This is a genomic window from Gracilibacillus lacisalsi DSM 19029, assembly GCF_000377765.1.
Taxonomy (GTDB): Bacteria; Bacillota; Bacilli; order Bacillales; family Amphibacillaceae; genus Gracilibacillus; species Gracilibacillus lacisalsi.
Window position 1 is genome coordinate 1 of the sequence record NZ_KB898702.1, and the last position, 1,474, is coordinate 1,474.

The 1,474-nt window shown below is 35.8% G+C and carries 3 protein-coding genes; all 3 read left to right on the plus strand.

The annotated features are described in order from the left end of the window. The first annotated feature begins 248 nt into the window (after positions 1-248). On the plus strand, positions 249-665 hold the full coding sequence (locus D569_RS0122160) for a hypothetical protein (protein WP_018934616.1): 417 nt from the start codon (positions 249-251) through the stop codon (positions 663-665). Continuing rightward, a complete protein-coding gene (locus D569_RS0122165) occupies positions 665-961 on the plus strand; it encodes a VRR-NUC domain-containing protein (RefSeq protein ID WP_018934617.1) in 297 nt (98 codons plus the stop codon). Before D569_RS0122160 ends, D569_RS0122165 begins: the two co-directional genes overlap by 1 nt. Next, positions 903-1,474: SNF2-related protein (locus D569_RS23360; RefSeq protein ID WP_245548538.1), on the plus strand; the 572-nt coding region annotated here is incomplete at its 3' end. The genes D569_RS0122165 and D569_RS23360, both read left to right, overlap by 59 nt.

A 1,474-nucleotide genomic window follows, 5' to 3' on the forward strand; every position in this document is an offset into this window, starting at 1 on the left:
GATATTTACGGTACTGACTTCTTTGGGAATGAAGTTTATTACGGTGATGAAATCTACATTCATGATGAAGAGTTTTGGCTTGTAGAAGATTTGGATCCAAGTGAAATAGCATTGCTAGAACACTTCGGTGCTACAAAAGTTATTGCTAATTTTGAAACAAAAGAAAAATGACCAACTGCTGCAACAGAAGGTCACTAAATAAATAACTATTCATGTGGATCATACCACGAAGGGAGAGAATTGACAAGATGGATATAAATGTTCGCACACAAGTACAACAGTCTGAGATCAACGGTTTATTCCAGGAAGTAGAACAATTAAAAAAAGATCGCATTAAATTGAAAGAGCAAATCGATGCTAAAACAGAAAAGATCATATCTCACATTTTAAAGCACGGTAATGTGCTTGCTTATAAAGATAATATGCCTCATGTATTAACAGTGAAAAATGGTGAAACCAAAAAGTTTGATAAAGCAGCGCTAGCAACTGATTTAGATATTTCAACCAAAGAATTGAACTTAATTGGTGTAGCTGAATTAGTAGAAAACAATCGTATCACAGCTGAAAGATTAAAAGAATATGAGTTTTATGAAAATACACAAAAATTAAAGGCACGAAAAGCCAAAAAGTCAGATATTGAATTGATTTTAGGTGGTCGATCTTAATGGCACAAGGTCCTGAAAAACGCATCGAGAATAAAATCAAACGATATCTAGACAGTATTGGCGCTTGGCATATTAAAACACATGGTTCCATGTTTAGCAAAGCTGGTACTCCAGATATTATTGCTTGTGTGAAAGGAAAATTTGTAGCTATCGAAGTGAAAAGGCCTGAGGGTGGAAGAGTTAGCGAACTACAGAGATTTCATATAGAAGCAATCAACAAGGCAGGTGGATATGCATTTGTTAGTAGATCCGTTGAAGAAACGCAGCGTTATCTTGAAACAAACAATCTTGTATGACTATCAAAAAAAATTACTTAACAGCATTGAGAAAGACTACATCATTGCAGCTGATACTGGTACTGGTAAGACGATCATGGCTATTTACCATTACTTACGGTTTATGAAAGGTGAACCATTATTAATTGTAGCGCCACCACAGAAGATTAAAGAAGGTGGGTGGGACCGCGATATAGAGTTAGTTTCTCAAACACATGATATCCATATCGATTATGAAATGCTGTCTTATGGTGTACTGGCGAAACGTTGGAAAGAATTTAAGGGATTCTTTGTTGTATTTGATGAGTGCCATTACATTAAGACATCCACTTCACAAAGGGGTAAAGCAGGTAAGTTTTTAGCCTTAAACAGTACCCATTTCCTATTGTTATCGGCAACTCCTGCCAGTAATGGATGGGGAGATACCATTAACTACTTCATTATGTTTGGTTATGAGAAGAACAAAACACAATTTGAAAAAGAATATGCCATAAAAGAGCCATTATATCGTGCTGGTAAACCGGTCATGTATGG

What these genes read in the sequence shown, in the direction of transcription:
- D569_RS0122165 (WP_018934617.1), top strand. Translation starts at nt 665, where the DNA reads ATGGCACAAGGTCCTGAAAAACGCATCGAGAATAAAATCAAACGATAT.
- D569_RS0122160 (WP_018934616.1), top strand. Translation starts at nt 249, where the DNA reads ATGGATATAAATGTTCGCACACAAGTACAACAGTCTGAGATCAACGGT.